Source organism: Thalassovita sp. (assembly GCF_965218685.1).
In the GTDB taxonomy this organism is placed as follows: Bacteria; Pseudomonadota; Alphaproteobacteria; order Rhodobacterales; family Rhodobacteraceae; genus Thalassobius.
Window position 1 is genome coordinate 1,946,401 of sequence record NZ_OZ244657.1, and the last position, 22,615, is coordinate 1,969,015.

Here is a 22,615-nt window from a genome sequence, read left to right on the forward strand (position 1 = left end):
GGTACCTCGGTGTTGAATAAGCATTCAGATTGGGAAATAATATTGAGATAAATTCTCAGTAATACCGAGATTACAGCAAGTTTATATTCCATGGGGGAATGCATATGCGGCCACGACGCTTTTTACCCTCGATCCGCCTGCTTCTGGCTTTTGATGCGGTGATGCGGTTGGGTTCGGTCACGGCGGCAGCTTCGGAACTGAACCTGACCCAAAGCGCCGTCAGCCGTCTGATCCTTTCGCTCGAGCAGCAGCTGGGCAAGGAATTGTTCACCCGCGCACGCCGTCGGCTGATCCCCAATACCGCCGCTCATGGGTACCACAAACACATCGCGCGGGCCTTGGATATCGTGCAGCGCGCCAGCATGTCGGTTGTTGCCAACCCGGACGGAGGAACGCTGACGCTGGCGGTGCTGCCGACCTTTGCCACCCGTTGGCTGGGACCGCGACTGAGCGATTTTCTGGCGCAGACGCCTGGCGTGGCCGTGAACCTTTCCACGCGGATCGGGCGGTTTGACTTCGCGGACGAGGCGTTTGATGCCGCGATTTTCTATGGTCAGCCCGATTGGCCCGGAGGTCAGCATCTGAAGCTGTTTGACGAACAGGTCACGGCCTGTGTCTCGCCTCAGTTCGCGCAGCAATACCCGATGCGCAGCTTGTCGGATCTCGCGGACGTGCCCAAGCTGCAACTGGAATCGCGCCCCACGGTCTGGGCGGATTGGTTCGAAGGGCAGGGCGCCCCCGTTCCGAACACCGAAGGGATGCTGATGGATCAGTTTTCCATGATGATCCAGGCCGCGATTTCAGGGCTTGGGGTGGCGTTGCTGCCTGACTATCTGACCCAGACAGAAATAACCGAGGGGCGCCTGGTGCCGATTTTCCAGCAGGCCGTTCCGGTCCGTGGGGCGTACTGGCTGGTCTGGCCCGAGGAAAAATCGCAGGACGCCCCGTTGCCAGCCTTTCGCGACTGGTTGTCGTCGCAGGCGCGGTAGCTACATCTTTTCGATAGCACGAGTGGCGGTATCTCGGATGTGGTCCTCCATCAGGCGGGTGGCCTTGTCGGTGTCGCGTGCCAGTACGGCCTCTTTGATCAGGCGGTGTTCTTCGAATTTCTTCCTCCCGCGTCCTTCGGTCGACATCTTGGTGATGAATCGGTAGCGGTCCAGCTGGTTGAACATGATCGAGCGTAGTCGGATCAGCCACCTGCTGTCACATGCTGCAACTAGGGATTCATGAAACTCGCGGTGGCGTTCGACCCATTCGTCGTGCCGCTCCATCCGCTGTTCCCAGGGCAGGCTTTCGATCAGGCTGAGCCGGTGATAGGCCGCCACGATATCGGTTTCCCAGTCGTCATCGCCATTCGTTATCGCCTCGGCCAGGGCGCGAGTTTCCAGGTCCAGGTAAAGATCAACGATTTCAGACAGTTCATCCGCAGAAACCGGAGCAACGCGGAACCCTTTGCCAGCGTCCAAAGTGACGAAACCTTCGGATAGAAGCGAGGACAGCGCCTCGCGCAGGGTGCCGATACCGACGTCGTATCGCTTGGTCAGGTCAGCAAATTTCAAGCGCATCTCTGGCTCGAAAACGCTGCTGACGATGTCCAGGCGCAGTTTGCTGACAACCTCGTGCCCGCTGGCGGCTGCTCTACCCATGATTGTCCTCACCTTCTGCCCGTTTGATGTGTGCTTGTCTAACAGATAGCTGTTTTGGAAGGGATGTTCAACTCATCCAATATTTTCGAAAATAACAACATTACCCGCGAATTTTTTGAATGAAAAGCCTGTTTCTACATCTTTTCCCCGATACACTGATTTTCGAAAATAATGGGGATTCTGATGAAGTATGTTTCATTCGAAATCAGCGGCGTGCCAGCATGGGGCCGCATTGATGGCGAAAAAGTTGAGCAGTTGGGTGAGCCTGGCACGCGCTGGCCTGACCTGAAATCCTATTTGACAGATCAGACGCCTGCGGATCTGAAGCCTTTAGGTGTCCATGACCTGTCCGAAGTTACTTTGCTGCCGGTCATTCCCAAGCCCGACCTGATCGCGATGGCTGCGGTGAACTATCGAAAGGGCGATGCCCCGACGGACAAAGAGCCGCCGTTCCCTGTGCTGTTCCTGCGGCTCTCCTCGTCCCAGATTGGGCACGAAGCACCGCTGATCAAGCCTGCAAGCTCTCAGAAACTGGATTTCGAGGGCGAGCTGGCCGTGATTATCGGCAAAGGCGGGCGGCATATCCCCAAGGACCGCGCTTATGACCATGTGGCGGGCTATTCGATCTATAATGATGGCAGTGTTCGCGATTGGCAAAAACACTCGCACCAGTTCACGCCGGGCAAGAACTTTGTGGGGACGGGGGCTTTCGGGCCCTGGATGGTGACGCCTGACGACCTGCCGCCGCTAGAGCAAGGGATTGCGCTGCGCACCCGCGTGAATGGGGTTGAAAAGCAAAGCACCGACACCTCGAAGATGATTTTCGATGTGCCCTACCTGATCAACTATGTCTCGACTTTTGCACCGCTGGTGCCGGGGGATGTGATCGTGACGGGCACCTGTTCGGGGTTCGGTTCGACCCGTACTCCGCCTGAATTCCTGCGCGAAGGAGACGTCGTCGAGGTTGAAATCGAAGGAATCGGGGTGTTGCGCAATGCCGTTCAGAAAGAACGGGTCGCGGTAGAAGCTGTCTAAAATGCTGATATTGGCGAATAAGATTAAATTTTCGAAAATATTTGCATTAGCGAAAATCACGTGCTAGGCACTGTGGAAACTGGATAGGTGGAGAAAGAAATGAGCTTTCTGGTAAATGACGTCGGTCATGTCCAACTGAACGTGGTGGACGTTGACGCGCTGGTCGAAGAGATGACGAATATCCTGGGGCTGCGCGTCACCCGTTCGGACGATCAAAGCGTCTGGCTGTCCGCTGGCGGGCGCGAGGTGGAAATGGTGCTGCACCGGGCGCAGGAAAACTCGGTCCATTCGATTGGGTTCGAGGCGCCCAGCGTCGAGAATATCGAGATCGTGAAGTCCCGGATCGAGGCCGCGGGCTGCACAATCGTCAGCGAAACGCCCAGCTTGGAGGCCTGCGAGGCAGGGGTCACTTATCGCACCCCCGAGGGGCACCTGTTCGAGGTTCACTCGCCCATTCGGGAGCATATCTACGGTGGCCGCAAGCCCTCGACCGGGCCGGGTCCGCTGCAGCTGGATCACGTCAACATCCTGTCGCCCGATCCCGTCGCAACCGTGCGCCAGTTCGAGCAGATCATGGGGCTGCGGATGTCCGAAAAGCTGGCCAATGACAGCCTGACCTGGATGCGTGGCGGCAATGGTCTGCACCATATTCTGGGCATAGTGCGCGGCATCACCGGCTTGCATCACTACTCGTTCGAGTTTGGAGAGTTCAACGATTACAATCGTTTGGGTGATCTTTTGGACACGATCGAGAAGAACTATATCTGGGGCCCCGGCCGTCATCGTCCCGGTGACAACAACTATGCCTATTACATCGATGCCTGTGGTGCGATGTGCGAGATTTCACATGGCATGGCCTCGATACATGACGAGGCGCGCTATGTCCCCAATATCGTCACCAACCTGAAACGCCCTGACAACGTGCGCGACATGAATGTGTGGGGCGAGCCTGCGCCGAAGCCCTGGTTGGAACATGAATTTCCCTGGGCTGCACAGAACGGGTGAGGGGGGATAAATGACCAAAATCGGAATCATATGCGGATCGTTGCGCAAAAATGCGCTGTCCGGCGCCGCTGCCCGCGCTGCGGTGGGGTTGATGCCAGACGGGGTTCAACCTGTGACGCTGCCAAGTTTTGGCGATCTGCCCATCTATAATCAGGACATTCAGGACCAGGGCATGCCCGACACGGTGAACGCCTATGCCGAAGCCGTGGCTGCGGTGGACGCCGTGCTGTTCGTCACGCCTGAATACAACTGGTCCGTTCCGGGCGGGTTGAAAAACGCAATTGATTGGCTGTCCCGTCTGTCGCCTCATCCGCTGGACGGCAAGCCTGCGGCGATCTGGAGCGTGTCGCCGGGCCTGCTGGGCGGTGCCCGGGTGCACGAGGGGCTGCGTCACGTGCTGCATTCGCAAGGCATGATCATCATGGCCAAACCCGAGGTTCAGATCGCTGGCGCCAAAGGAAAACTGGACGTCGACCTAGGCACTGTGACCCAGGACGACACGCGCGCCTTTCTGGCCTCTCATCTATCGACATTCGCACAGTTCTGCGCCGGGCGCAGCTAAGCCCGCAAGACGGAAAAGGATATTCACATGCAAATTCCTCTGGATTTCAAATCTGACGGGCTGACCCTGTCCGGTGTTCTGCACGTCCCCGATGGACGCAAACCTGACGAAGCACTGCCGACGTTTCTGGTGCTTCACGGCTTTGTCGGCACAAAGGATGAATCCCACGCCGAGTTGCAGGCCGATATGCTGGAGCAGATGGGCTATGCCGCGTTCCGCTTTGACATGCGCGGCTGCGGCAAAAGCGAGGGCCGCAAGGGCGATGTACGGTGCTATGATCAGGTGGCGGACACCAAGAACGCGTTGTCTTTCATCGCTGAACGTGAAGAGGTCGATGCAGACAAGATCGGCGTGATTGGCCACAGCTTTGGTGCGGCGGTTGCTGTCTTCACCGCGGGTGTCGATGACCGGGTGGCCTGCTGCATCTCGTCCTGTGGTTGGGGCGACGGCGAGCGCAAGTTCCGCGGCCAGCATCCCACGCCCGAAGCCTGGGAAAAGTTCACCAACATCCTGAAGGACGGCCGCAAGCAGAAAGAGGAAACCGGCGAAAGCCTGTGGGTCTCGCGCTTTGACGTGGTGCCGATCCCCGAACATCTGCGCAATAACCTGTCGCCCAAGGCCACGTTCGAAGTGACCGCCGAAACCGCGCAAAGCATGTACGGTTTTCGCGCTGATGATGTGGTCGGCAATATCGCGCCGCGCCCCTTGCTGCTGTTCCATACCGCAGGCGACGTGATTACTCCGATGGAGCAATCGCTGGAGCTGTTCAAACGCGCGGGCAAGAATGCCGAGCTGATGATCCCCACCGGCACGTCGCATTTCCCGCTGTCGCCCGAAGATGCACCGCGCACGCGGGTGTTGATCAAGGGATGGCTGGACAAGTTCTTTCCCACGCCGGTGCAGGGCCGCGCATGAGCACGGTGAACGCCATAGAGCTTGAGAGCTTTGCCAAGGCATTGCTGGCGGCAGGGGGGTATACCCCCGATCACGCCGCCCGCACCGCCGAGGTTCTGGTCTGGGCCAACCTGCGCGGCGCGGATTCGCACGGGGTGCTGCGCATCCCGCGCTATCTGGAAATGGTTAAGCTGGGAAAAATTGCGCCGAAGGCCCAGCCTGTCATCACGCAGCAGAGCGGCGCCACCGCCGTTCTTGACGCAAAGCGCGCACCGGGGCCTTCGGCAATGACAGCCGCGATGCTGACCGGTTTGGACTTGGCCGCGCACAACGGCATCGGTTGCTGTGTTGCGCGTGACATCAGTCACGCCGGGGCCGTGGGATACTACGCTCAACAGGCAAGCGACCGGAACATGGTGGGGGTGGTGATGACTGCCTCGGGGCCGCTGATGGCCTATCACGGCGCGGCGCAATCGGCGCTATCGACCAATCCGCTGTCCATAGCCGTACCCAGCGGAGGCGACCCGATTTTGCTGGATATGTCCACTTCGGCTGTGGCGCTGGGAAAAGTCATGCAAGCCAAAGACGCTGGCGCCGCGATCCCCGAAGGTTGGGGCGTGGATGAAAACGGCCATGCCACGCAGGACCCCAACGCTGTGGCGACCCTGTTGCCGATGGCGGGGCCCAAGGGCTCGGGCTTGTCCCTGATGATCGAGATCCTGTGTTCCCTGCTGGCCAACAACCCTGTGATCGCCCCCGCGCTTGAGGGCAAGGGCGGCGCCATGAACGGGCTGGCCATTGCCATCGACATCGCTCGGTTCTGCGATCCGGCCACGTTCGGCGCTAATGTCAGGCATCTGTCAGGGCTGCTGCATGATCTGCCCAAAGCGCCGGGAACGGACGCGGTGTTGCTGCCCGGAGAGCGCGGCTTTGCCTGCGCCCGTGAGCGGCAGGCCAACGGTGTTCTGCTGGCCTCTGGCACGTTGACTAAACTGGCGGCCCTTGCGGCCGATCTGGGTGTGGGTCTTCCCGCGTCCATGGCCCAAACGGCCTGAACGAAACGGAGGGAGGAAACATGCCGTTTCAAAACGCACACGCACCGTGGGAACGCCACTTGGGCAGTATCGCCTTGCTGGTCTGCGCGATAAGCGTACTGGCCATTGGTTGGAGCTATCCTGCTGGCTCGATCACGCAGATGGGGCCGGGCTTTTTCCCTCGGATCATTGGATTTTTGTTGCTGGGGTTCGGCACGCTGAGCCTGATTTCAGAATTCAAGACAACTTCTGAGGCACCCGGGCGCGTGCATTGGCGCAATATCGGGTTCACGGCTGCCAGCGTGCTGGCCTTTGCGGGGCTGATCGACAAGGGCGGGCTGGTGCCTGCGACCTTCGTGGCCGTGATGCTTAGCAAGTTTGCCGACCGCGACGCACGGCCCCTGGACGCTGCGATCTATACGTCGCTTGTCTGTCTTGGCGCCTGGCTTTTGTTCATCCAGATCCTTGGGCTGCCGCTGGCCGCATTCGGGAGAGGCTGATGCTTGATCAATTCCTTCTTGGCCTTTCTACGGTCCTTGATCCTGCGGTTTTCGGCTATGCGCTGATCGGGGTGGTGATCGGCCAGCTGATCGGCGTGCTGCCGGGGATCGGCGCCATTACCGCGATATCGCTGCTGTTGCCGGTAACGTTTCATCTGGACGCGACGACCTCGATCATCATGCTGGCGGGGATTTATTATGGCTCGCAATATGGCGGATCGATTGCCTCGATCCTGCTGAACTTGCCGGGCACGCCGTCCTCGGTTGTGACCTGTCTTGAGGGGCACCCGATGGCCAAGAACGGTCAGGCTGGCAAGGCGCTGGTGGTTACGGCGACCTCGTCTTTTCTGGGCAGTGTCATCGGCTGCACCGTGGTGGTGTTGGCGGCGATCCCCATGGCCAAGCTGGCCCTGAAATTTGGCGCGCCGGAATACACGATGCTGGTCACGCTGGGCCTGCTGGCGGCGACGATGATCGGCACCGGGTCGCAGATCCGCGCGCTGGCCATGGTGGTGCTGGGGATATTCCTGGGCCTGGTCGGGTCGGACATCACGTCGGGTGTGTACCGCTATGTGCCCGTCCCCGAACTGGCCGACGGGATCAGCCTTGTGTCGCTGGCGATGGGCCTGTTCGGACTAAGCGAGCTGATCCGCAACATCGGCCAGCGCGAGCGCAGGAAGGTTAATGTCAAGATCACATTGCGGGACATTCTGCCCAGCCGCGAAGAGGCGCGCAGCCTGATCGGCCCCGTCTTGCGCGGCGGCAGCACGGGCAGCTTTTTCGGCGCCTTGCCGGGCACCGGGGCCGCGATCGCCTCTTTCATGGCCTATGCGATGGAAAAACGCGTGTCCAAAACCCCCGAGAATTTCGGCACCGGCGTGTTGCAAGGTCTCAGCGGGCCGGAATCGGCCAACAATGCCGCCGCGCAAACCAGCTTTATTCCCACTCTGACGCTTGGCATCCCCGGGGACGCCGTGATGGCGCTGATGGTAGGGGCGCTGATCCTGAACGGCGTCATTCCCGGCCCCAACCTGATGACCAATGAACCCGAGCTGTTCTGGGGCGTCATCGCCAGTTTCCTGGTGGGCAACGTGATCCTGTTCATGATCAATCTGCCGCTGATCCGGCTGTGGGTGATGCTGCTGCGCATTCCGTATCACCGCCTGTATCCGGTCATCATCCTGATGATCACGGCGGGGGTTTATTCACACCGCAACTCGGTTGTGGACGTGATCATGACCTTGCTGTTCGGGTTGATGGGCTATGCGTTGAAACGCTATCGGTTCGAGGCCGCGCCGGTTCTGCTGGGCTTTGTTCTTGGGCCGATGCTTGAGGAAAACTTCCGCCGCACGATGCTGCTGAACGGGGGGGACTTCACGGTCTTCGTCACCCGCCCCATCAGCGCTGTTATCACCATTATCGCCATTTTCGTCATCGTTTTTTCGGTTGTCACAACGTGGCAGGCCGCGAAACGCACAGCGGTCCAAAACGGACCACAAAAAACCAAGCGTCAGGGTTAACAGGCGCATTCCAAGGGAGGAAAACATGTTCAAAAAACTACTGACGGCCCTACCGCTGGTCCTGTCCATGGCCGCTCCGGCCTTTGCCGACTACCCCGAGCGGACAGTTCGCATCTATCACGGCTTTGGACCGGGCGGGAACGCGGACACCGTGGCCCGGATCATCGCCGAGGAAATGACCAAGGGTCTGGGGCAGCCGGTTATCGTCGAAAGCAAGCCTGGCGCAGGTGGCACCGTGGCCTCGGATTTCGTGTCCAAGGCCGACCCGGATGGCTATTCCCTGCAGCTGATGGTTGGCGGCCATGCGGTCGCGGCTGCGATGTACAACAAGCTGCCCTATGACGCCAAAGAGGACTTCACCTTCATCTCGACCATCGGCAAGTTCCCGTTCTTTGTGGCCGCGCGCAGCAGTGCGTTTTCCACGATGGACGAAATGCTGGCAGCGGCCAAGGCCAACCCTGGCTCGGTCAAGATCGGTCATCCCGGTGTAGGGTCCACCCAGCACCTGTCTGGCGAGCTGCTGCAGCTGACCACCGGCGCCAAGTTCCTGCACATCCCGTATAAAGGCGGGGCTGCGGCCTCGACCGCCATTCTGGGCGGCGAGGTTGACCTGATGATCGGCACCGGTACCAGCACGCTGGGTCAGGCCGAGGCGGGCGCCTTCAACATCCTGGGCGTCACCTCGTCGGATCGCTGGTCGTCTGCTCCGGATGTGCCTTCCGTTTCGGAAACCGTAGGCAAGCCTTTTGACGTTCTGTCCTGGACCGGCATCGGCGGCCCGGCTGGCATTCCGGCCGACGTGGTTGACACCCTGACCAAGGAAATGGCCCGCGTGCTGTCGGTGCCCGAGGTGCAGGAAAAGATCGCAGCTCTGGGCGCGCAGCCCGGTGCCTCGTCGAACGAAGAGTTCCGCGCGCTGGTAGAAGGCCAGATCGCTGTCTGGACCGAAGTGGTCGAAAGCGCCGGTATCACCAAGCGTTAACGGCCCCTTCGCCTGACGCATCCCCGCGCCAGCAATGGCGCGGGGTATTTCATGAAAAGGAGATCCCATGGCCGACACTTCTCCCGCCGACATGATGGCCAAAATGCTAGGCTTTGAACTGTATGTGGTCAGCACCAAGCCGGCGCGCGGCCCCGGTATCGCCGAACGCCTGGCCGAACACCTTGAATACCAAATCGCGCTGGAACGTGCGGGCAAGCTGTTTGGGGCAGGTCCGTTGTCGGATATCGGGGCAGATGGACCCGAAAGCGGGCTGATTATCCTGCGCGCCAAGGACGAGGCCGAGGCCCGCGCCCTGGCCGATGCCGATCCGCTGCATCAGGCGGGCGTGCGCAGCTACACTTTGCACAAATGGCGCCTGAACGAAGGCTCGATGACCGTGTCTTTTCGCTATTCTGACCAATCGATGACCCTGGAGTGACCCTCATGAATGAACTGAAACCCAACCTGATCGGCGGCAACTGGGTTCAAGGCGAGGCTATCGCCAACATCAACCCTTCGGACCAGAGCGAAGTTGTGGGCTACTTTGCCCGCGCCAGCGCCGAGGATGCGCAGACTGCCATTGCCGCCGCCAAGGCCGCCTTTCCCGCCTGGTCGCAAAGCGGGATCATGCAGCGTCATACGATCCTGCGCAAAACCGCCGACGAGATCATGGCGCGCAAAGATGAGCTGGGCGCGCTGCTGTCGCGCGAAGAAGGCAAGACGCTGGCCGAAGGTATCGGGGAAACCGTGCGCGCCGCGCAGGTGTTCGACTTCTTCGCCGGCGAAGCATTGCGGCTGACGGGGCAGACGGTCCCCTCGGTTCGGCCCGGTATCGGGGTCGAGATGACGCGCGAACCTGTGGGGGTCGTGGGCATCATCACCCCGTGGAATTTCCCGATCGCTATCCCTGCGTGGAAGATCGCGCCAGCGCTGTGTTACGGCAATACGGTCGTGTTTAAACCGGCCGATCTGGTGCCGGGCTCGGCTTGGGCCATCGTTGATATCCTGCACCGCGCAGGCCTGCCGGACGGGGTGCTGAATCTGGTGATGGGCAAGGGTTCGGTCGTGGGGCAGGCCATGGTCGAAAGCGCGGACATGGACGCGATCAGCTTTACCGGTTCGGTCGGCACAGGTGGTGCGATTGCACGGGACTCGGCTCCGTTTATGCGCAAGTTGCAGCTGGAGATGGGCGGCAAGAACCCGATGGTTATTCTGGACGACGCCGATCTGGATGTGGCCGTGGATGCAGCCGTGAATGGGGCCTTCTTCTCGACCGGGCAGCGTTGCACGGCGTCCTCGCGCTTGATCGTTCAGGAAGGCATCTATGACCGGTTCGTAGCCGCCGCGGCCGAGCGGCTGCAAGCCACCCAGGTTGGCCACGCCATGGATCCGGCCACGCATATCGGCCCCGTCGTTGATCAAAGCCAACTGGATCAGGATTGCCGCTATATCGAAACAGGCCAATCCGAAGGCGCGCGCCTGGTCTGGGGCGGCAACAGGGTTCAACGCGACACGGACGGGTTTTTCCTGACTCCGGCCCTGTTCGCTGACTGCACCAACGACATGACCATCGCCCAAGAAGAAATCTTTGGCCCCGTCGCCGCGGTGATTCCGGCCAAGAGTTATGATCACGCGCTGGATCTGGCCAATGACACGCCCTTTGGCCTGTCTGCTGGTATCTGCACCACAAGCCTGAAACATGCGACCCATTTCAAACGCAACGCGCACGCGGGGATGGTGATGGTGAACCTGCCCACAGCGGGGGTGGATTTCCATGTACCCTTCGGCGGGCGCAAAGGATCCAGCTTTGGGCCGCGTGAACAGGGCAGCTATGCCGCCGAATTCTTTACCACGGTGAAAACCGCCTACACGCTGGCCTAGCGTGTGTGGATCTGGGGCAGCGCGTAGTAATCCTTGAAGTAATTGTACAGGATCGACACGGGCTGCTCCAGCTTGGCGCCCTTGCGCCAGGCCAACCCGACATCCATCGAGGGGATCTCGTGTTCGGTGGCGGCAGTGCCGATGCGTTTACCCTCAAGCGACCATGGGCGATACACCATATCAGACAGGATGGTGATGCCCTGTCCGTTGGCGACCATGGAGCGCACGGCCTCGACCGAAGAGGTGCGCAGTTTCACGTTCGGCTGAAAGTTCGTGCCGCTCCAGTACTTCATGGTGGTGTGGGCGGCTTCGTCCACGGTCAGCATGATATATTTTTCCTGCGCGATCTCTTCGAAACTGACCTTGCCCTTTCTTTGGAACGGATGGTTGTTTGGCACCCAAAGCCGTCGGTTGGACCGCAACAGGGTTTCGCTTTCCAATTCGGGGTTGCTGATGTTCGAGGTCAGCACGACCGCCATGTCAAAGCGGTTGCTCAGTAGCCCCTCTTCGATGCTTTCGCGGTTCAGCTCGCTTAAGCGGATGTCCAGTTTGGGATGCAGCTGCGCCAGCCGGTCCAGGTGATAGGGTAGGAAATAGCCCAGCACCGTATAGGTCGCGGCCAGCGAAATGGTACCACTGACGGCCGAGTGTCGCTTGCTGACTTTCTTGGCCTCGTCCAGCTTTTCCAGGATCTCGCGGGTCGAGGCCAGAAACTCGCGGCCTGCGTCCGTCAGCTCCATCCCGTGGGCAGAGCGCACGAACAAATCGACGCTTAGCTCGGTTTCCAGATCGCGGATGGCCCCTGTGACCGAGGATTGCGAGATTGACAGCAACGTGGCCGCGCGGCTGACCTGCCCGGATTCTGCAGTGGCCAGAAAGTACTTCAAATGGCGTAGGTTCAACGCGTGTATTCCTGAATTAAGTGAGGGCGTTATTGGAAAATCCGATAATGTGGCGCGGCGGTCAAGAAAATTGAGAGATTACCGTTAAAAATCAACGTTCATGGGCGCGGGACATATAATTTAGGCATCAGATTTCCCGATAATGCTTTCACGTATTTTAGAATTTTACAAAACCAAGACCTCGGCGCGAAGATGAAAGGGAACTTAACGAAGGTTTCCACGATGCGTGAATTTATCGATCTGAACTGTGACATGGGCGAGGGTTTCGGCCATTGGGCGCTAAGCGAGGCCCCCGATGAACAGCTGATGCCTCTGATCAGTTCAGCCAACATTGCGGCCGGGTTTCATGCGGGTGATCCCAACTCGATGGATCGGGTGGTGAAGCTGGCGCAACAGCATGGTGTGGGGCTGGGGGCGCATCCCGGATACCACGATCTTCAGGGCTTTGGCCGCCGCTATATCAAGACCCGCAGCGAAGAGTTGGTGAACGACATCGTCTATCAGGTCGGCGCGATCCGCGAGTTTGGGCGCCGCCACGGTATCGCCCTGCAACATGTCAAACCCCACGGCGCGCTGTACATGGAGGCCGCTGTCAACGAAGAGCTGTCCGAGCTGATGATCGACACCCTGCGCCGCACCTGCGGTGAGGCGATTGTCTTTTGCATGGGCATTTCCAAAACTTACGAGGCCGCAAAACGCATGGGCCAGCCGGTTGTGCGCGAGTTTTACGCCGACCGCGATTACGATGACAGCGGCTCGATCGTGTTTGCGCGTCAAGTCGTGCGGCAAGATCCGGCAGCCATCGCTGAAAAATGCGTGCGCGCCTGCAAGGAAGGTGTGGTCCGTACCGTCGACGGAAACGACATCGAGATAGAATTTGAATCGATCTGCTTTCACTCGGACACGCCGGGCGCCCTGGAAAACGGCAAGGCAATCAGAAACGCGCTGCTTGACGCCGGGATCACCATCGCGCCTGCGGCAACCGTATTGGAAAAATCGGTCTGACCTCGGACCGTCAAGGAGACATCAATGGCACAGATTCAATCCCCGCTTCCTGGAACTTTCTACCACAAACCCTCGCCCGAGGATCCCGCCTTTAAATCGGCGGGGGACACGGTGGCCGTGGGGGACACTATCGGCCTGATCGAGGTGATGAAGACCTTTATCGAGGTAAAGGCGGAAATCGCGGGCACCTTTGCCGGGTATCTGGCCGAAGATGGCGCACCCGTTACCGCCGGCCAAATCATTGCAGAACTGGAAAACTGACCGATGACTATCTCTCGTCTATTCATTGCCAACCGGGGCGAGATCGCCGTGCGGATCATCCGTGCCGGCAAGGCCATGGGTATTCATACGATTCAGGCCTACTCGGAAGGTGACACCGAAATGCTGGCGGTCAAACTGGCGGACGAGGCGGTTTGCGTGGGGCCGGCACCATCGCGCGAAAGCTATCTGGACATCAAAAATGTCGTGGCCGCCGCCAAGGCAACCAATGCCGACGCGGTGCATCCGGGCTATGGCTTTTTGTCCGAAAGCCCCGAATTCGCGCGGGCGTTGGAAAAGGCGGGGATCACCTATGTTGGTCCCTCGGCAGACACGATCGAACGGATGGGCGACAAAGTGGCCGCCCGTCAGGCCGCCGAGGCCGCAGGCGTGCCCGTTGTGCCCGGATCGAAAGGGCGGATCGCAACGGTGGACCAAGCCGCCAAGATCGCCGGTGACATCGGCTATCCTGTGATGATCAAGGCCGCCGCAGGGGGCGGGGGCCGGGGCATCCGTATCGCCGATACCGAAGAGCAGTTGCGCAAACTGGCCCCGCAGGCCCAGGCCGAGGCCGAAGCGGCCTTTGGCGATGGCGGGTTGTATCTTGAACGCTCGATACAGGCCCCGCGCCATATCGAGGTGCAAATTCTGGGCGACGGCACCAACGCCATTCACTGCTATGAACGCGAATGCTCGCTTCAGCGGCGGCGTCAGAAGGTCTGGGAAGAGGCGGGGGCTGTCTGTCTGGACAATGAAACCCGCGAACAATTGTGCGCCTCGGCCGTGGCGCTGGCCAAGTCGGTGAACTATCGCGGCGCTGGCACCTTGGAATACCTGTACGACGAGGCCCGGAACGCGTTCTATTTCATCGAGATGAACACCCGTATTCAGGTCGAACACCCCATCAGCGAGATGATCACGGGCGTGGATCTTGTGCAGGAGATGATCCGTGTCTGTGATGGGGAACCGCTACGCCTGACGCAGGCCGACATCAAACCCAATGGCCATGCGATCGAGGTGCGGATCAACGCCGAGGACCCGCTGATGCAGTTCCTGCCGTTCCCCGGCAAGGTCGGCGCGATGACGGAACCCAAGGGGGAAGGCATTCGTTTTGATCACTTCCTGTACGAAGGTTACCAGATCCCACCGTTCTATGACTCGCTTTTGGGCAAGCTGATCGCGCACGGCACCGACCGCGCCGACGCGATTGCCAAGCTGCGCAAGGCGCTGAACGACCTACGGCTTGACGGGCTGAAAACCACCGTGCCCCTGCACAAGGCGCTAGCCGATGATGCCAGCGTGCAAAAGGGCGCATTTCATACGCAATGGCTGGAACCCTGGCTGGAAGCCGGGAACCTGACGGCAGCAACCACAGGAGGTGCCTCGTGAAGACACGCTACACATATGGCGGCGACGAACACATCTATGTCGAGGTCGACGAGCAGATGTCGCTGGATGCATTCTTTGTCTCGCTTTCCATGAGCAACGCGGTGCGCGAGGCAAATATTCCCGGCGTCACCGAAATCTGCCCGGCGAACGCTTCGTTCCAGGTGCGGTTCAACCCGGACATCACCCCGCCCGAGGAAATGATGGACCGGATCAAGGATTTGGAACACAAATCGGCAGACGCCGAGAAGCGCCTGAAAACCCGTATCATCGAAATTCCGGTGTATTATCAAGACCCTTGGACCCATGAAACGCAAATGCGGTTCCGTGAACGGCACCAGGATCCCTCCGGCACCGATCTGGACTATGCCGCGCGGATCAACGGGTTTGACAGCGTGGACGCCTTTATCGAGGCGCACCATTCGCAGCCTTGGTTCGTGTCCATGGTGGGCTTTGTTGCTGGTTTACCGTTCCTCTATCAGCTGGTCGAACGCGACAAGCAGCTTGAGGTGCCCAAATACCTGCGCCCCCGCACCGATACGCCGAAACAGACCGTGGGCTATGGCGGGTGTTTTTCCTGTATCTATTCGGTCCGTGGGGCGGGTGGGTATCAGATGTTCGGGATCACCCCGATGCCGATCTATGACCCGGAACAGAAGGTCTCGCACCTCAAGGACTTCATGGTCTTTTTCAAGCCCGGCGACATCGTGAAATGGAAACCGATTGATCGCGCCGAATATGACCGGATCGAACAGGCGGTGGCCGATGGTACCTATGTGCCGCGCATTGCCGAGGTCGAGTTCGATCTGGACGCATTTAATGCCGACATCCCCGGCACTAATGCCAAGCTGATGGAGGCTCTCAATGACGCTTAAGATTGTCAAACCCGGCCTGGCGACGTCGATCCAGGACCTTGGACGCCCCGGCTATTTTCATCTTGGTATTCCCGAAGGGGGCGCGATGGATCGCTTTGCCCTGAGGGCGGCCAACATGCTGGTCGGCAACCCCGAGGATGCGGCCTGTCTTGAGGCGGTGTTCATGGGCCCCGAGATTGAATTTACCGCCGACGCAAGTGTGGCCATCACCGGGGGCGAGATGCCGATCATGGTGGATGGTGAACCGCAGCAAACCTGGACCAGTTTCACTGTGAAAGCTGGGCAAGTTCTAAGCTTCGGCTTTCTGTCCAAAGGCGCGCGGATCTATATCGCCGTTTCTGGCGGGATCGCGACCCCGGTTGATCTGGGCAGCCGCTCGACCTATCCGATCGGTGCGCTGGGCGGGGTCGAGGGCCGCGCAATCGCTGCGGGCGATGACATTCCTGTGGGTGAAGCGCCGATGGTGACCGAGGGGCGCCGCGTGCCTGAGGACCTGCGCCGTGGCCCCGGAAATCCGGTGGAACTGCGCGTGTTGCCGGGCCTTTACTGGTACCGCCTGACCGAGAAGGCAGGTGAAAGCTTCTTCAACGACACCTGGACCGTCGCCCCCGAGGCTGACCGGATGGGCTATCGTTTCAAGGGCGGGCAGCCGCTGGAATTCGTGGACCGCGAGGCACCGTTTGGCGCAGGCTCGGATCCGTCGAACATCGTGGATGGTTGTTATTCCTATGGTTCGATCCAGGTGCCCGGCGGGACCGAGCCAATCATCCTGCACCGTGATGCGGTGTCGGGGGGCGGGTACTTCACGCTGGGGGCCGTGATCTCGGCCGACATGGACCTGATTGGCCAGTTGCAACCCAACACCCAGGTGAAATTCGTCCGGGTGGACATGGACGAGGCGCTGAAAGCACGCGCAGACCGCCACGCCATGCTGAACAAAATAAGAGAAGCGCTCGGGTAAGAGCGCCACCTTCTGAATCAACAAAATCGCGGCTTGCCGCACTGAATAATTGAAACTGACAAGGAGGTCAGAACAATGAAACTCACCCTAACGACAGCTGCGGCCCTGGCGACGGCTTTTGCCACCAGTGCGATGGCCGATGACGCATGGTTCCCCTATGACGCCGAAGAAGTCTCGCCTGCTTTTTCCGCCGATGGCACGATCAGCCCGGTGACCTACACCCCCGTGGATAAGGCCGAAAAGCCGTGGAACATCTGCGTGTCCTTTCCGCATATGAAAGATGCTTATTGGCTGGGGGTTGACTATGGTGTCGCCGACGAGGCCGCACGTCTGGGCGTCAAGATGAACCTGGTCGAAGCGGGCGGTTACACCGAGCTGGCCAAGCAAATCAGCCAGATCGAGGATTGCGTCGCCAGCGGCGCGGATGCCGTGGTTCTGGGCGCGATTTCCTATGAAGGCCTGAACAACGTGATCGCCGAGGTCGCAGGCAAGGGCGTGCCGGTCATCGACGTGATCAACGGCGTATCATCCTCGGATATTGCAGCCAAGTCCTTGGTTTCGTTCAAAACCATGGGCTATGAAACCGGCGCCTACCTGGCCAAGAAACACCCTGCGGGCACCGATCCCGTGCAGGTGGGTTGGTTCCCTGGCCCTGCAGGCGCAGGTTGGGTCGAGGCCGCACACGCAGGCTTCATGGAGGCTGTAGAGGGCTCGGCCGTTGAAGTTCTGGAACCTCGTTTTGGCGATACCGGCAAAGAGGCACAGCTGAAACTGGTCGAGGACGTGCTGCAAGCCAACCCCGACGTACGCTATCTGGCGGGCACCGCTGTGACGGCCGAAGCCGCGCAAGGCCTGATCCGCGAACGTGGCTTGAAGGGCAAGGTTGACCTGCTGGCCTTCTACATGACCCCGGGCGTCTACACGGGCATCCAGCGAGGGTTCATCCTGGCGGCGCCTGCAGACTCGATGGTTGTGCAAGGACGCATCGCGATGGACCAGGCGGTCCGCATCCTGGAAGGCAAGGATTATGTCAAACATGTCGGGCCCAAGATTTTCGTGGTCGACCCGGACAACATCGCCGACGTGTCGCGCGAAAACATCCTGCCGCCTGCCGGCTATAAACCCGTGTTTTCGGTGAACTGAGAATAACCCCGCAACTATGGGCCGGGGCAACCCGGCCCTTTTTCTCAGAGGCAGACATGGACCAAACACCACTCATAAAAACAACGGGACTGTCCAAACAATATCCGGGCGTACTGGCCCTGAACGCGGTCGATTTTGACCTGAAACCGGGCGAGGTGCATGTCCTTTTCGGAGAAAACGGGGCCGGTAAATCCACGCTGATCTCCATGCTGGCCGGGGCTAATACACCCAGTGACGGCCACATATACCTGAATGGTCAGCAGGTACGGTTTAACTCGGTCGCGGATGCGCAAGGCCTTGGCATTTATACGGTTTTCCAGGAATTCTCGCTGATCCCGACATTGACCGTGGCCGAGAATATTTTCTTGGGTTGGGAGCCGATGATCGGCCCTTTCGTTGATCACCGCACCATGCGCAAACGCGCCGCCGAGATGTTCGAAGAGCTGGATTTCCCCATCGATCCATCCCAGATCACCGCGCATCTGTCGCGGGCTCAGCAGCAGATGGTCGAGATCACCAAGGCCTTTCACGGTGATTTGTCTGTGCTGATCCTGGACGAGCCCACGGCCTCGTTGACGGATCGCGAGGTGGACCACCTGTTCGGTTTCATTGAAACGCTAAAGGCGCGCGGAGTGGGCATCATCTATATCTCGCACCGCATGCAGGAATTCGCGCGGATTGCGGATCGCATCACGGTGCTGCGTGACGGGGCCAAGATTGGCACCGTGGCCATGGCCGACACCGACGAAGACGCGCTGGTCGAAATGATGACCGGCCGCGCCATCACTGAAATCTATCCCACGATCAAACACGATCCCGGCGAGGTTTTGCTGCGCGCCCACGGGATATCGACCTCCGGAGTGCAAGACGCCCATTTCGACATCCGCGCGGGCGAAGTGCTGGGCGTGGCCGGGCTGGTGGGTTCCGGCAAATCGCGGCTGTTCCGGGCGGTGATGGGCGTGGCCCCACGCCTTGGCGGCCGGGTGGAATTCAAGGGCGCGGACATTACCCACGCCACAACGCGCAAGATCATCAGGCAGGGCATGTACTACCTGTCGCCCGACCGCAAGGCCGAGGGGTTGGACCTGGCCAAAACCTCGAATGATAACCTGGCGCTGAACCTGGTGATGGGCGGGCAGGGGACCACCAGTGGCACCTTCATCAACTGGCCAGAGGTCCGAACGCAAAGCGCGCAGATCGCCGATCATGTTGAGCTGCACGAGGGATATCGAAACAAGCTGGTTTCGCAACTGTCGGGTGGCAACCAGCAGAAGGTTCTGTTCGCAAAATGCTTTGGGCAGGACGCTGATATCTACATTTTCGACGAGCCCACCGTGGGCGTGGACATGGGTACGCGCGCCGCGCTGTACCGGCTGATCAGGGATCTGGCCGAGGCAGGCAAAGCGGTTGTGATCATCTCGTCCGACCTGCCCGAAGTGCTGCATCTTTCTCATCGCATGCTTGTCCTGGCGCATGGCCACATCACCGCGGAACTTAGCGGTGCAGACATGACCGAGGACCAAACCCTGAAATACTTCTTCGACGAAAGCGGAGCCAAGATATGACTGAAAACACGAAAGAATTTGGCGCGCTGGACCTGATCAAACGCGTCTTTGTCAAGGTGGGAGTCCTGCCCTTTTTCCTGCTGGGCGCGCTGGTGATCTTTACCATCCTGTCCCCGAAATTCCTGACCGGGCAGAACCTGATCAACGTGGCCCGGCAGTCGGTTTATCTGGTGCTGGTGTCCATGGGGCAAATGCTGGTGCTGATCTCGGGCGGGTTCGATCTGTCGGTGGGCACGGCAATTGCACTGACCTCGGTCGTATCGGCGCTGGGAATGGTATGGCTGGCGGGGATTTTTCCCGATGCGATCTGGCTGGCGATCCTTCTGGGGGCCTTCATGGGCTTTGGCGCAGCCATTCTGGTCGGAGTCGTCAACGGGATCGGTGTCGCCTATTTCGAGGTTTCGCCCTTTATCATGACGTTGGGCGTGTCCTCGGTGGGGGCAGGGTTGGCGCTGTTCCTGACCGGGGGCGTTCCGGTCTCGGGGATGCCATTTGCGTTCGGAGATACGTTCGGTTTCGGCAGGCTTTGGGGCATACCTGTGCCGGTGATCATTGCGCTGATGTGCATCGTGGTGATGTGGGTGTTCATGTCGCGCACGCGTCTGGGCACGCAAATCTATGCGGTTGGAGGCAACATCAAGGCTGCGCACCTGTCCGCGATCAACACCAAACGGACGCTGATGCTGGCCTATATTATCTGCGCGTTGATTGCCTCGTTGACCGGGCTGCTGCTGACGGCCCGCGTGGAATCGGGCGAGGCAAACCTGGGCGGGACCATCGCGTTGGAATCTATCGCGGCCTGTGTGATCGCTGGCGTGTCGCTCCGCGGTGGGATTGGCCGGGTCGAGAACGTGGTGCTGGGCGGGTTCTTCATCGTTCTGGTGCAGAACGGGATGAACCTGGCGCAGGTCAGCTCCTACATGCAGATGGTGCTTTTGGGCGTGCTGCTGATCCTGGCAGTGATCTTTGATCAACTGCGCTATCGCATCCTGATGAGCGGCCGTTAGAGCGTCGCGCTTCGGCCCGGTTCAACCTTAACATAGCCCATTGCGCGGGGATCCAGCGCGATGGGCTCGTGCACGCCGACACCGGAAATCTCGTATCCCCGGTGGAAGTCGCGGATGTGGCGGGCCATCCATTCTTCGGCGGTTTCAGCGTCTTTTTCGGTGATCGCGGCCAAGATGGCCTCGTGCGATTCCAGCAAACGGTGGCGTGCTTGGGGCACGCTGGAATACAGGTTTACCGTGGCCGAGAACAGCAACGCGCCGATCGGAGCGGTTGAGATTGACAGGGCCGCGTTCTGCGCGGCCTCGGCGATCATCTGGTGAAATTCCGTATCATTGCGGACGACATAGTCGTCGTCTTGCAGGTTCGCGCGCAGACTGGCGACGTTGTTTTGAAGGTCGCTCAGAAGCTCTTTGGAAATTCGCTGCGCCGCCAGGTTGGCCGCGAAGGGTTCCAGCACCATCTGCATTTCCCACAACTCGAAGAAACTGACCTGTTTCAGACCCAGGGCACGCGTGACATCGGCCCCCACGGCCGACATGTCGGGCATAGATACCCGCAGTCGCTTGCCCGCACCGCGCTGTACCAGGCCGGCGTTTTCCAGGGACCGGATGCCTTCGCGTACGGTCGAGCGGTGCACGCCCAAAATTTCGGCCAGATCGGTCTCGGTTGGCAAAAGTTCCCCGGCCTCCAACTGCCCCGCAACGATCTGCGCCTCGATGGCGTTGGCGACGCGTTTGTATCCCGGCTCCAGCTTCAGGCTGGTCAGGGTCGAGGCGGATTTTGGGGGCGTTGCGGCCACGATCGTTCACTTTCTCTTGGGTTTGCGGGCGAATCTCAGGTCCGCAAAAAAAGGGCGGTTTTCCACGATCAGCAAGAAACTTCCAGACGGGTCAGGCAAGGTCAGGTTCGCAGGGGATCCGCTGTAAAATTCGCTAACTATCTGACTTTATTCGTAGAATGATGTTGCTTCTTGGCTTGGCACTTTGATCCTCCTCCAGAAAGTGTCAAGCGTTTTCCTATTGTCGGACAATCCTACATGCTTTAGAAAAGGTCAAGCTCCAGTTCTGAAAACGTGGTAGAATCGGAGGACGGTACTTGGCAGAAGGTTCGAAATCGGATCGGATGCCGGGACCTGCAGGCCAAGGTGGGCAGCGGCGTGGAGGACGCCAGCTCGTTTATATGGCACAGACATCGCACCAGGGAGGAGGCGCCATGAATGTTCACGTCGGAAATACCGGGGCAAAAGCTGGCACTTCTATCGTCAACATGCGGTCGTTTGATCCCGATATTGTGGGCTCGATCTTTACGCGTGTGGATTTGAACTGGTCCAAGAATGCGCATGCCAAATTCGTGGTTTCTCCGCTGGGAGAATTGTCGTTGATCCGATCAATGCACGAAGCGAACGAAAGCGTCTCGCGCCGGTTAGAGCGGCACATGTCCGACGAGGATGAAGGGCACTATTTTGCCTGCATGCCTCTGGTCGGCGGTGTCGAGGTGCGCCGCAATGGTCGCGAAAACCAGGTGCAGACCCACCATCTGACCCTGCTGAACACCAACGAAGAATACGAGATCGCGATGTCCGATACTTTGGACGCGATCTGGCTGCGCATCCCGGCCAAGCTGCTGCGCGCGCATGCGATCTCGGTGGACGATGTACTGGGTCGCCCGCTGGACGTGCAAGGCGGCCTGGGGCTTGTGGCCAAACAAATGATGTACGGCGCAATCGCGGATCAAAACGAGCTGTCGGATCGCGGGTCACGGATATTCTCGCATTCGCTGCTTAGCTTTCTGGGTGAAGTGGTGAACTCGAACCTGGGCGCCGAGCGTTTGTCGACAACCCGGGGCCGCCGCAAGATTCTTGAGCGCGCGCAGGAATTCATCGAGGAACACATCCACGATGACGAACTGAACCCCGCCCGGATCGCACGGGGCACCGGCATCAGCGCGCGCTATCTGTCCGAAATTTTCGCCGCCGAAGGGACCTCGCCCATGCGCTGGGTGCGTCAACGCCGGTTGGAATTGTGCCGAATGGAGCTGGAGCGCCAAACCGGCGGTCAGCAGCTGATCTGCGAGATCGCCTACTCGGTGGGATTCACCAATGTCTCCAGCTTCAACCGCGCCTTCAAAGCGCATTTCGGGCACTCTCCGCGTGACTTGCTGGCTCATAAAAGCACAGATCTGAAGCGGGTCAGTTGATCCAATTACCAGATAACAGATTGAAAACAGGCCCTTTTGCGGGGCCTGTTTTTTTTGCGAGGTCGCTGAATGAGCCGTGCGAAAACCGCGTTTAAACCTGCGCCTGTCCTGCAAATTATTAGTGCCCGCAGTGTCAAAGCTCGCCCGGCGGCTTGCGTAATGTTCATTCAGGAAACGCCTTAAAGCCTTTGGATTGCTCCTGCGGGATGCTGCGAAATCACAAATGGGCGTGGTGTTTCCTGCGATTGGGCGGG

23 protein-coding genes are annotated in these 22,615 nt (G+C 59.6%); 20 read left to right on the plus strand and 3 right to left on the minus strand.

Annotation, left to right across the window (positions count from 1 at the left end; translation table 11 throughout):
• Nucleotides 1–104 precede the first annotated feature (104 nt).
• Nucleotides 105–989 carry a LysR family transcriptional regulator gene (locus tag ACOQOQ_RS09785; RefSeq protein WP_420566811.1) on the plus strand — a complete coding sequence of 295 codons (885 nt, stop codon included), beginning with the start codon at nt 105–107 and terminating at the stop codon, nt 987–989.
• Here ACOQOQ_RS09785 and ACOQOQ_RS09790 read toward each other — a convergent pair whose 3' ends face one another.
• Nucleotides 990–1,649 (minus strand): FCD domain-containing protein, encoded by a 660-nt coding sequence (locus tag ACOQOQ_RS09790; protein ID WP_420566812.1) that lies wholly within the window; start codon nt 1,647–1,649, stop codon nt 990–992.
• Nucleotides 1,650–1,832: 183 nt separating this feature from the next.
• On the opposite strand from ACOQOQ_RS09790, the gene ACOQOQ_RS09795 reads away from it, so the two are divergent.
• The 10 genes from ACOQOQ_RS09795 (at nt 1,833) to ACOQOQ_RS09840 (ending at nt 11,062) form a co-directional block, all read left to right on the plus strand.
• On the plus strand, nt 1,833–2,684 hold the full coding sequence (locus ACOQOQ_RS09795) for a fumarylacetoacetate hydrolase family protein (protein ID WP_420566813.1): 852 nt from the start codon (nt 1,833–1,835) through the stop codon (nt 2,682–2,684).
• Between the two features lie 99 nt (nt 2,685–2,783).
• On the plus strand, nt 2,784–3,689 hold the full coding sequence (locus ACOQOQ_RS09800) for a VOC family protein (protein ID WP_420566814.1): 906 nt from the start codon (nt 2,784–2,786) through the stop codon (nt 3,687–3,689).
• Nucleotides 3,690–3,699: 10 nt separating this feature from the next.
• Nucleotides 3,700–4,251 (plus strand): NADPH-dependent FMN reductase, encoded by a 552-nt coding sequence (locus tag ACOQOQ_RS09805; protein WP_420566815.1) that lies wholly within the window; start codon nt 3,700–3,702, stop codon nt 4,249–4,251.
• Between the two features lie 27 nt (nt 4,252–4,278).
• Nucleotides 4,279–5,166, plus strand: a complete 888-nt coding sequence (locus ACOQOQ_RS09810; RefSeq protein WP_420566816.1) for an alpha/beta hydrolase — start codon at nt 4,279–4,281, stop codon at nt 5,164–5,166.
• Nucleotides 5,163–6,200 carry an Ldh family oxidoreductase gene (locus ACOQOQ_RS09815; protein WP_420566817.1) on the plus strand — a complete coding sequence of 346 codons (1,038 nt, stop codon included), beginning with the start codon at nt 5,163–5,165 and terminating at the stop codon, nt 6,198–6,200. Before ACOQOQ_RS09810 ends, ACOQOQ_RS09815 begins: the two co-directional genes overlap by 4 nt.
• 20 nt (nt 6,201–6,220) lie before the next feature.
• A complete protein-coding gene (locus ACOQOQ_RS09820) occupies nt 6,221–6,679 on the plus strand; it encodes a tripartite tricarboxylate transporter TctB family protein (protein WP_420566818.1) in 459 nt (152 codons plus the stop codon).
• Nucleotides 6,679–8,199 (plus strand): tripartite tricarboxylate transporter permease, encoded by a 1,521-nt coding sequence (locus tag ACOQOQ_RS09825; RefSeq protein ID WP_420566819.1) that lies wholly within the window; start codon nt 6,679–6,681, stop codon nt 8,197–8,199. The genes ACOQOQ_RS09820 and ACOQOQ_RS09825 overlap by 1 nt, the downstream gene beginning before the upstream one ends.
• A gap of 25 nt (nt 8,200–8,224) precedes the next feature.
• Nucleotides 8,225–9,181, plus strand: a complete 957-nt coding sequence (locus ACOQOQ_RS09830) for a Bug family tripartite tricarboxylate transporter substrate binding protein (protein ID WP_420566820.1) — start codon at nt 8,225–8,227, stop codon at nt 9,179–9,181.
• Nucleotides 9,182–9,248: 67 nt separating this feature from the next.
• Entirely contained in the window at nt 9,249–9,620 is a 372-nt protein-coding gene (locus tag ACOQOQ_RS09835) for a YciI family protein (protein WP_420566821.1), read from the plus strand.
• A 5-nt stretch (nt 9,621–9,625) separates the two neighbouring features.
• Entirely contained in the window at nt 9,626–11,062 is a 1,437-nt protein-coding gene (locus ACOQOQ_RS09840) for an aldehyde dehydrogenase family protein (RefSeq protein WP_420566822.1), read from the plus strand.
• Here the strand turns inward: ACOQOQ_RS09840 and ACOQOQ_RS09845 are convergent.
• Entirely contained in the window at nt 11,059–11,964 is a 906-nt protein-coding gene (locus tag ACOQOQ_RS09845; RefSeq protein WP_420566823.1) for a LysR family transcriptional regulator, read from the minus strand. The two genes, ACOQOQ_RS09840 and ACOQOQ_RS09845, sit on opposite strands and share 4 nt — an antisense overlap.
• Nucleotides 11,965–12,186: 222 nt before the next feature.
• Between ACOQOQ_RS09845 and ACOQOQ_RS09850 the strand changes: the two genes are divergently transcribed.
• From ACOQOQ_RS09850 to ACOQOQ_RS09885, 8 genes are all read left to right on the plus strand, one after another.
• Nucleotides 12,187–12,969, plus strand: a complete 783-nt coding sequence (locus ACOQOQ_RS09850) for a 5-oxoprolinase subunit PxpA (protein ID WP_420566824.1) — start codon at nt 12,187–12,189, stop codon at nt 12,967–12,969.
• A gap of 24 nt (nt 12,970–12,993) precedes the next feature.
• Nucleotides 12,994–13,230: an acetyl-CoA carboxylase gene (locus tag ACOQOQ_RS09855; protein WP_420566825.1), complete on the plus strand. Its 237-nt coding sequence runs from the start codon at nt 12,994–12,996 to the stop codon at nt 13,228–13,230.
• Nucleotides 13,231–13,233: 3 nt separating this feature from the next.
• A complete protein-coding gene (locus ACOQOQ_RS09860; protein WP_420566826.1) occupies nt 13,234–14,616 on the plus strand; it encodes an acetyl-CoA carboxylase biotin carboxylase subunit in 1,383 nt (460 codons plus the stop codon).
• Nucleotides 14,613–15,488, plus strand: a complete 876-nt coding sequence (locus ACOQOQ_RS09865; RefSeq protein WP_420566827.1) for a 5-oxoprolinase subunit B family protein — start codon at nt 14,613–14,615, stop codon at nt 15,486–15,488. The genes ACOQOQ_RS09860 and ACOQOQ_RS09865 overlap by 4 nt, the downstream gene beginning before the upstream one ends.
• Nucleotides 15,478–16,449 carry a biotin-dependent carboxyltransferase family protein gene (locus ACOQOQ_RS09870; protein WP_420566828.1) on the plus strand — a complete coding sequence of 324 codons (972 nt, stop codon included), beginning with the start codon at nt 15,478–15,480 and terminating at the stop codon, nt 16,447–16,449. Before ACOQOQ_RS09865 ends, ACOQOQ_RS09870 begins: the two co-directional genes overlap by 11 nt.
• Nucleotides 16,450–16,524: 75 nt before the next feature.
• Nucleotides 16,525–17,592, plus strand: a complete 1,068-nt coding sequence (gene torT / locus ACOQOQ_RS09875; RefSeq protein WP_420566829.1) for a TMAO reductase system periplasmic protein TorT — start codon at nt 16,525–16,527, stop codon at nt 17,590–17,592.
• Between the two features lie 56 nt (nt 17,593–17,648).
• Complete coding sequence (locus ACOQOQ_RS09880) at nt 17,649–19,157, plus strand: sugar ABC transporter ATP-binding protein (RefSeq protein ID WP_420566830.1); 1,509 nt, start codon at nt 17,649–17,651, stop codon at nt 19,155–19,157.
• Entirely contained in the window at nt 19,154–20,164 is a 1,011-nt protein-coding gene (locus ACOQOQ_RS09885; protein ID WP_420566831.1) for an ABC transporter permease, read from the plus strand. Before ACOQOQ_RS09880 ends, ACOQOQ_RS09885 begins: the two co-directional genes overlap by 4 nt.
• On the opposite strand, the gene ACOQOQ_RS09890 is transcribed toward ACOQOQ_RS09885, so the two are convergent.
• A complete protein-coding gene (locus ACOQOQ_RS09890) occupies nt 20,161–20,964 on the minus strand; it encodes a FadR/GntR family transcriptional regulator (protein WP_420566832.1) in 804 nt (267 codons plus the stop codon). The two genes, ACOQOQ_RS09885 and ACOQOQ_RS09890, sit on opposite strands and share 4 nt — an antisense overlap.
• A gap of 413 nt (nt 20,965–21,377) precedes the next feature.
• Here ACOQOQ_RS09890 and ACOQOQ_RS09895 point away from each other — a divergent pair, with 413 nt between their 5' ends.
• A complete protein-coding gene (locus ACOQOQ_RS09895; protein WP_420566833.1) occupies nt 21,378–22,361 on the plus strand; it encodes a helix-turn-helix domain-containing protein in 984 nt (327 codons plus the stop codon).
• Nucleotides 22,362–22,615 lie beyond the last annotated feature (254 nt).

Bases quoted from the DNA above. Each gene is read 5' to 3' on its own strand.
- ACOQOQ_RS09825 (WP_420566819.1), top strand. From the start codon at position 6,679: ATGCTTGATCAATTCCTTCTTGGCCTTTCTACGGTCCTTGATCCTGCG.
- ACOQOQ_RS09810 (WP_420566816.1), top strand. From the start codon at position 4,279: ATGCAAATTCCTCTGGATTTCAAATCTGACGGGCTGACCCTGTCCGGT.
- ACOQOQ_RS09790 (WP_420566812.1), bottom strand. From the start codon at position 1,649: ATGGGTAGAGCAGCCGCCAGCGGGCACGAGGTTGTCAGCAAACTGCGC.
- ACOQOQ_RS09815 (WP_420566817.1), top strand. From the start codon at position 5,163: ATGAGCACGGTGAACGCCATAGAGCTTGAGAGCTTTGCCAAGGCATTG.
- torT (WP_420566829.1), top strand. From the start codon at position 16,525: ATGAAACTCACCCTAACGACAGCTGCGGCCCTGGCGACGGCTTTTGCC.
- ACOQOQ_RS09785 (WP_420566811.1), top strand. From the start codon at position 105: ATGCGGCCACGACGCTTTTTACCCTCGATCCGCCTGCTTCTGGCTTTT.
- ACOQOQ_RS09820 (WP_420566818.1), top strand. From the start codon at position 6,221: ATGCCGTTTCAAAACGCACACGCACCGTGGGAACGCCACTTGGGCAGT.
- ACOQOQ_RS09795 (WP_420566813.1), top strand. From the start codon at position 1,833: ATGAAGTATGTTTCATTCGAAATCAGCGGCGTGCCAGCATGGGGCCGC.
- ACOQOQ_RS09830 (WP_420566820.1), top strand. From the start codon at position 8,225: ATGTTCAAAAAACTACTGACGGCCCTACCGCTGGTCCTGTCCATGGCC.
- ACOQOQ_RS09800 (WP_420566814.1), top strand. From the start codon at position 2,784: ATGAGCTTTCTGGTAAATGACGTCGGTCATGTCCAACTGAACGTGGTG.
- ACOQOQ_RS09835 (WP_420566821.1), top strand. From the start codon at position 9,249: ATGGCCGACACTTCTCCCGCCGACATGATGGCCAAAATGCTAGGCTTT.
- ACOQOQ_RS09880 (WP_420566830.1), top strand. From the start codon at position 17,649: ATGGACCAAACACCACTCATAAAAACAACGGGACTGTCCAAACAATAT.
- ACOQOQ_RS09855 (WP_420566825.1), top strand. From the start codon at position 12,994: ATGGCACAGATTCAATCCCCGCTTCCTGGAACTTTCTACCACAAACCC.
- ACOQOQ_RS09885 (WP_420566831.1), top strand. From the start codon at position 19,154: ATGACTGAAAACACGAAAGAATTTGGCGCGCTGGACCTGATCAAACGC.
- ACOQOQ_RS09840 (WP_420566822.1), top strand. From the start codon at position 9,626: ATGAATGAACTGAAACCCAACCTGATCGGCGGCAACTGGGTTCAAGGC.
- ACOQOQ_RS09850 (WP_420566824.1), top strand. From the start codon at position 12,187: ATGCGTGAATTTATCGATCTGAACTGTGACATGGGCGAGGGTTTCGGC.
- ACOQOQ_RS09895 (WP_420566833.1), top strand. From the start codon at position 21,378: ATGAATGTTCACGTCGGAAATACCGGGGCAAAAGCTGGCACTTCTATC.
- ACOQOQ_RS09860 (WP_420566826.1), top strand. From the start codon at position 13,234: ATGACTATCTCTCGTCTATTCATTGCCAACCGGGGCGAGATCGCCGTG.
- ACOQOQ_RS09870 (WP_420566828.1), top strand. From the start codon at position 15,478: ATGACGCTTAAGATTGTCAAACCCGGCCTGGCGACGTCGATCCAGGAC.
- ACOQOQ_RS09805 (WP_420566815.1), top strand. From the start codon at position 3,700: ATGACCAAAATCGGAATCATATGCGGATCGTTGCGCAAAAATGCGCTG.